Raw genomic sequence first — 1077 nt, 5'->3', positions numbered from 1 at the left:
AGATGGGTAGAAGAGACAGCCGCCTCCACCGCCCCCGCCGCCCGGCCAGGGCGGCGGCTGGGGCGGCCGGCCCCCCGGCGGCCCGGGAGGCCCCGGGGGCTACCGCGGCTGGGGCTCCTGGCAGGGCCCCCCGCCCGCCGCCAAGCCCGGCGTCATCCCGCTGCGCCCGCTCGGCGTCGGCGAGATCCTCGACGGCGCGGTGTCGACCATGCGCGCCCACTGGCGGACCGTCCTCGGCATCTCCCTGGCCGTCGCCGTGTTCACGGAGATCGTGGTCGTCCTCCTCCAAGGCCTCGTCCTGAAGGAGTCCGTCGACACCGAGGCCCTCAACGACCCGAGCGCGACCGTCGGCGAACTGACCCGCGCCCTGGGCGACACGATGCTGAACTCCGGAGTGGTCCTCGTGATCACCCTGCTCGGCACCATCGTCGCCACGGCCCTGCTCACGATGGTCACCAGCCGCGCCGTCCTCGGTAAGTCGGTCACCACCGCGGAGGCCTGGCAGGACTCCCGCCCCCAGCTCGCGCGGCTGTTCGGCCTGACGCTGCTCATCCCGCTCATCGGCGCCGCGGTCGTCTTCGTCGGCATCATGCCCGGCGTGCTGATCGCCGTGGCGGGGGCCTCCGAGGCCGGCGCGAGCCTCGCCGTCCTCGGCGGCCTCGCCGCGAGCATCGCCGCCATCTGGATCGTGATCCGCTTCTCGCTCGCCTCCCCCGCGCTCATGCTGGAGAAGCAGGGCGTCAAGAAGTCCATGGCCCGCTCCGTGAAGCTGGTCAACGGCTCCTGGTGGCGCGTCTTCGGCATCCAGCTGCTCGCCGCGATCATCGCGAACGTCGTGGCGTCGATCATCGTCATCCCGTTCACCTTCATCGCCGGCGCGCTCAGCGGCGAAGGCGTCACCGGCTTCGTCAACAGCGCCGGTGAACTGGGCTGGACCTTCCTGATCATCAACGGCGTCGGCTCGGTGATCGGCTCCATGCTCACGTTCCCGATCACGGCCGGCGTCACCGTGCTCCTCTACATCGACCAGCGGATCCGCCGCGAGGCCCTCGACCTCGAACTCGCCCGCGCCGCCGG

At 72.0% G+C, this 1077-nt stretch carries 1 pseudogene; it reads left to right on the top strand.

Annotation, left to right across the window (positions count from 1 at the left end):
• Positions 1-16: 16 nt before the first annotated feature.
• Positions 17-1077, top strand: a pseudogene (locus tag AOK22_RS35315) (DUF7847 domain-containing protein); the annotation flags it as partial.

It is taken from the genome of Streptomyces silaceus (assembly GCF_001419745.1).
Lineage (GTDB): Bacteria > Actinomycetota > Actinomycetes > Streptomycetales > Streptomycetaceae > Streptomyces > Streptomyces silaceus.
Note: the sequence above shows the minus strand (reverse complement) of the source record. Positions and strands in the feature narration are given on the sequence as shown.